The sequence below is a fragment of the Turicibacter sp. T129 genome (assembly GCF_025594975.1).
Classification (GTDB): Bacteria; Bacillota_I; Bacilli_A; order MOL361; family Turicibacteraceae; genus Turicibacter; species Turicibacter bilis.
Genome location: NZ_JAMQUU010000087.1, coordinates 1 through 5,085 on the forward strand (window position 1 = coordinate 1; position 5,085 = coordinate 5,085).

At 36.1% G+C, this 5,085-nt stretch carries 6 protein-coding genes; all 6 read right to left on the reverse strand.

Annotated elements, in window-relative coordinates; all coding sequences use genetic code 11:
- Positions 1–131: 131 nt before the first annotated feature.
- The 6 genes from NEH75_RS12350 to queD all read right to left on the reverse strand — a co-directional run bounded on the left by NEH75_RS12350 (position 132) and on the right by queD (position 4,571).
- On the reverse strand, positions 132–1,631 hold the full coding sequence (locus NEH75_RS12350) for a carboxypeptidase M32 (RefSeq protein WP_262948949.1): 1,500 nt from the start codon (positions 1,629–1,631) through the stop codon (positions 132–134).
- Positions 1,632–1,702: 71 nt separating this feature from the next.
- Positions 1,703–2,200, reverse strand: coding sequence for a preQ(1) synthase (queF, locus tag NEH75_RS12355; protein WP_055244492.1), 498 nt, complete (start codon positions 2,198–2,200; stop codon positions 1,703–1,705).
- Position 2,201: 1 nt separating this feature from the next.
- On the reverse strand, positions 2,202–2,861 hold the full coding sequence (queC, locus tag NEH75_RS12360; RefSeq protein ID WP_055275419.1) for a 7-cyano-7-deazaguanine synthase QueC: 660 nt from the start codon (positions 2,859–2,861) through the stop codon (positions 2,202–2,204).
- A 12-nt stretch (positions 2,862–2,873) separates the two neighbouring features.
- Positions 2,874–3,470, reverse strand: a complete 597-nt coding sequence (gene folE, locus NEH75_RS12365; protein WP_055305405.1) for a GTP cyclohydrolase I — start codon at positions 3,468–3,470, stop codon at positions 2,874–2,876.
- A gap of 1 nt (position 3,471) precedes the next feature.
- Complete coding sequence (gene queE, locus NEH75_RS12370) at positions 3,472–4,140, reverse strand: putative 7-carboxy-7-deazaguanine synthase QueE (RefSeq protein WP_055244486.1); 669 nt, start codon at positions 4,138–4,140, stop codon at positions 3,472–3,474.
- Positions 4,140–4,571, reverse strand: a complete 432-nt coding sequence (gene queD / locus NEH75_RS12375) for a 6-carboxytetrahydropterin synthase QueD (RefSeq protein ID WP_055244484.1) — start codon at positions 4,569–4,571, stop codon at positions 4,140–4,142. Before queD ends, queE begins: the two co-directional genes overlap by 1 nt.
- Between the last annotated feature and the right edge of the window lie 514 nt (positions 4,572–5,085).

A 5,085-nucleotide genomic window follows, 5' to 3' on the forward strand; every position in this document is an offset into this window, starting at 1 on the left:
GCTTAATCCCTCACGATTACAGGTATAAAATTTCTTCACCCACACCAGTTGACAAAGAGCCAAAAAAACTCCAGTGATAAAATAAATCCTCACTGGAGTATATGATACATTGCCCGCTTCAATTAATTAAATTAGAAATGATAAATTCTTGAATATTTTTCATTTAAATAATCTAGGAAATATTGTGGATTCAATGGTTCCCCTGTCACACGTTCGACTAACTCAGCTGGCGTATAGAGATTTCCTTGTTCATGAACATTCGTTTTCAACCAGTTAAAGATTTCTGTTAAATCCCCCGCTTCAATCTGCTCAGTGACATTTGGAATATCTTTTTTCATTTGATGATAAAATTGAGCACCATATAAATTCCCTAAAGCGTAACTCGGGAAGTACCCAATTAAAGCTTCCGACCAATGAACATCCTGCATTAACCCTTCTGAATCATTCGGCGGTGTGATTCCTAAATACTCTTCGTATTTTTGATTCCAAAGTGCTGGTAACTCATCTACACTTACTGCACCACTAACCATGAGCTTCTCGATTTCGTAACGAATAATCACATGTAACGAATACGTCACTTCATCCGCTTCTGTACGAACAAGTGATGGTGTCACTTTATTAACAATTCGGTAAAAGTCTTCTAACGAAATCTCTTGATACTCAGGGAAGATTTTTTGTAACTTTGGATAAAACGCACGCCAAAATGAAAGGCTACGGCCGATTATATTTTCATAGAATCGAGACTGCGATTCATGAATCCCCATCGATGGTGCTTCATCTATTCCATACTCCGCTAACTGATGGGGCATATTTTGATCATAAATCGCGTGTCCCCCTTCATGAACTGAACTAAAAATCGCACTTTCGATACTTTCTTCATAATAATGTGTCGTAATACGAACATCCTTGGGTCCTAAAGATGTGGTAAACGGATGTTCCGTCTCATCCACACGTCCTGATTCTTTATAATCATACCCCATCGCATCTAAAAGCATCAGGGATAACTGCTCCTGACGACCTTTATCAAATTCCCCTTTTGGATGATGAGGTTCATCTTGCTTCGCTTTCATGATTTTATCTAACAACGCTACTAATCCATCTCGAAGTGGTGGGAAGATACGATCTAACTCTTCGACCGTCATTCCTTTTTCAAAATCATCTAAGAAAGCATTATAAATATGCCCTTCATACCCTACACATTCAGCTTGTTTTACGGCAAGATCAATCACCTGTTTTAAGTACGGTTTAAAAATCTCATAATTTTGTTGTTCTTTTGCTTTTTTCCAATATTGACTTCCTTTTGAGGTCGCAATTGTTAGTTCACGCTGTAAAGATTCAGGAATTTTTTTATTTTTTTCATAAGAATCTTTAAAGTTTTCCACTAGCTTCGTCTCATGTTGAGTGAGACTTGTTTCACTACTAAGCGCCTCTAAAGCCTCTCCAATACGAGAATCCGTTGCTAATTGATGATATTGTGTCGATAAATACCCCATCACTTCACTTCGATAATCAATGGCCTGACTAGGTGCCATAACTTCCATATCCCATGATACGATGCTTAACGTTGAACCTAGATAATTCATCGTTTTTAATTGTTCTTTTAAAAAATTTAATGCTTCTTCTTTATTCATGACATACTCCTCCTTTTTTAGGCTTCTACGTGATAGCTTACCACATTTTAGGAGTATTAAACTAGATTTAACTAACGATTATCTACCTTTTCTGGATATAAATCATGATTCATTAAGCGATAGTTTGCCATTTGTTCGTATTTCGTTCCTGGGCGACCGTAGTTACAATACGGATCGATACTGATTCCCCCACGTGGAGTGAATTTCCCCCAAACTTCAATATATTTTGGATCCATTAACTTTACTAAATCTTTCATGATAATATTCATGCAATCCTCATGAAAATCACCATGATTACGGAAACTAAATAAATATAACTTTAATGACTTACTTTCTACCATTTTCTCTCCTGGAATATACGAGATATAGATGGTTGCAAAGTCAGGCTGTCCGGTAATTGGACAAAGACTTGTGAATTCCGGACAATTAAATTTCACAAAATAATCGTTATTTGGATGTTTATTCTCAAACACCTCTAAAATAGTTGGATCATACGAATATTGATAAGTTGTTCCTTGATTCCCTAGTAACGTAATGTCTTTTAACTCTTCTTTTGTTCGTCCTGCCATGTTATTTTCCCTCTCCTTTTCGTGCTAAATACGTCTCAAGTCCTCGTTGTCTAAGTTCACAAGCTGGACATGTTCCACACCCATTTCCTTTAATTCCACGATAGCATGTTAAAGTATGCTCACGAACATACTCAAACTTCCCAAGCTGATCAGCTAGCTCCCACGTCTGTGCTTTATCTAACCACATCAACGGTGTATGAATGACAAAATCATAATCCATACTCAAATTAAGCGTCACATTCAATGATTTAATAAACATATCTCGACAATCTGGATAACCAGAAAAATCTGTTTCACAAACGCCTGTGATGATATGTTTTGCGCCTTTAACTTTAGCTAAAACGCCCGCAAAGCTTAAAAATAACAAATTTCGCCCTTCAACAAACGTCGAAGGCAACCCGCCATTTTCTCCTGTCTTAATGTCAATATCTTGACGTGTCAACGCATTCGGCGCTAATTGGTTTAATAATGACATATCTAATAGATGATGTTCAATTTCGAACTCTTCACAAATTCGTTTAGCGCAATCTAACTCCGCCAGGTGACGTTGATTATAATCGAAGGTAACAGCAATCACTTCTTCAAATTGCTTCATCGCCCAAAATAAACACGTTGTCGAATCTTGCCCTCCACTAAAGACCACGACCGCTTTTTGATTCATTTCTCTCACTCCCTATTTCATTAACATTAATAATTCTTGCCTTAAATCTGAATCCTGATTGATTCGTTCGCCTCGGTAAGTCACCGTTGTCGTTAACGTTCCTGGCTTTTTAATTCCTCTTGACGTCATACAACTATGCTCACCATGAATCATAACAATGATGGCGTCACTTTCTGTTATTTTTTCAACAATCTCGGCAATTTCCTCACCAATACGTTCTTGAAGTTGTAAGCGTCGTCCGACCATATCAGCAATACGTGCGATCTTACTTAATCCAATCATTTTTTCTTTCGGTAAATAAGCGACACTAACTTTCATGTTGTACATTAACGCTAGGTGATGTTCACAGTAACTAAAAATTGGAATATCACGAACGATCACACAGCGATTAGATGATTGCTCAACCATGTCCTCTTCATCAAAGGTCGTTCCAAATAACTGCGCAATTTCATCGTTACTCAACGTCATTCCGGCAAATACTTCTTCATACATTTTAGCCACACGCTTCGGAGTGTCTCTCAATCCCTCACGGTCAGGATCATCCCCTAAGGCGATTAAAATTTCTCTAATGCAACTCGAAATTTTTTCAATATCAATCTGACGTTTCATCTTAAACTCCTCTCATTTCTTTTGGCCAAATATATTTATGAAGTTGCAATTGCAAACGAACGTCATTTAATTGATGCTCTTTCATAAATTCAACGATTTTTGATGGTTCAATGAACTCAGTGACGGGACTCAAATAGACGCGACATTTTTTTGTTAAATGATAACTTTTAATAATCGATAAGGCCATATGTAAATCTTCATAACCAGCAACGACAAACTTATAAACATCTTGCTGATCAACGACATTTAAATTTTGATGACACATTTGCGCACTCATCTTACTAGTAGGACATTTATAATCCAAAATAAAATGAATATTAGAATTTTTATACCTTTCCTTTAACCCCGTAATATCGATTGATCCATTACTTTCAACATGGATACTCAGCGCCTCATCCTCAGCTAGTGCATCCAATAACCATTCGATATTTGGCTGAATGAGTGGCTCACCACCGGTCAAAGTCACATTTTTAGTTCCTGCTTTTTTAATCAACTCATAGATTTCTTTCGTACTCATCTTAGTGATACAAGCTGTCCCATCCCACGAATAGGTTGTATCACACCATATACATTTTAAATTGCAACTTGAAAAACGAATAAACGTGGCTAACTCTCCTGATGTGGGCCCTTCCCCATCAATCGAGACAAACGTTTCAATGACATTAAACATTAATCTTCCTCCGTATAAATACAACTATTCGTTGGCGTTTCAAATAACTCAACCTCTGTTACTCGTACCCCTCGTTTTTTAATCTCGTTAAAAATATGACGCGACATTTCTTCAGCTGTTGGTCGATAAGGAACAAATAAAATCTCAAACACTTTCCCTGATTCATTTAATTTTTCCACCACTCGCTTTCCTTCTTCATTTTCCTCAATGACTAATTTATGATCAAATAAATCATGAACTTCTTTTAACACAGCTTTTACTTCCGAAAAATCATCTACCATTCCGCGTAATTGACCGCTTTCATGTAAAGTTTGGCTAGACACTTTAACAACTAATCGATAACGGTGACCGTGGATATTCTTACATTTCCCAACATATCCACTTAAATAATGGGCCATATCAAATTGAATTTCACTTTTGAGTGTAAACATAACATTCTCCCCTTAATTTTAAAAAAGCTTCTTTTTGTATGAAAAACTAGACATACAAAAAGAAGCTTTTATTTCTATGATAGCAATAAAAAAGGGCGCACAAAGGCGCCCATAGTTTCTTATCTATACGAGCCTAGTTTTGTTTAAAGACAGGATGGTCTGAATGAACTGTCTATTTAAATTAACAACCTATTTATACCATTAATATTAATTTTTTACAAGTAATAATTCGAGTTTTTCTTCATTTCAAAATACCGTGACATAAAAAAAGGAGGTTCTTTCGAACCTCAAAACAGGGGATGATTTATAAATATTGGGATGAAAAGAGAGAATATTACGAAGTTTTTGGGGGAACTTCGTAAATATAAATTAGGGTAGTGTCTTGTTCTTCAAGACATTTATCATTATGCCACATAACTCCCACTATTTTGTGTTCTTTTTGTGTTAAATGTCGGATTTTGATATTTTTTTGTTGTGCTTATCTTTTTTCAAAGACGAATTGTCAATACAAATG

What these genes read in the sequence shown, in the direction of transcription:
- NEH75_RS12350 (WP_262948949.1), bottom strand. Translation starts at nt 1,631, where the DNA reads ATGAATAAAGAAGAAGCATTAAATTTTTTAAAAGAACAATTAAAAACG.
- queF (WP_055244492.1), bottom strand. Translation starts at nt 2,200, where the DNA reads ATGGCAGGACGAACAAAAGAAGAGTTAAAAGACATTACGTTACTAGGG.
- queC (WP_055275419.1), bottom strand. Translation starts at nt 2,861, where the DNA reads ATGAATCAAAAAGCGGTCGTGGTCTTTAGTGGAGGGCAAGATTCGACA.
- folE (WP_055305405.1), bottom strand. Translation starts at nt 3,470, where the DNA reads ATGAAACGTCAGATTGATATTGAAAAAATTTCGAGTTGCATTAGAGAA.
- queE (WP_055244486.1), bottom strand. Translation starts at nt 4,140, where the DNA reads ATGTTTAATGTCATTGAAACGTTTGTCTCGATTGATGGGGAAGGGCCC.
- queD (WP_055244484.1), bottom strand. Translation starts at nt 4,571, where the DNA reads ATGTTTACACTCAAAAGTGAAATTCAATTTGATATGGCCCATTATTTA.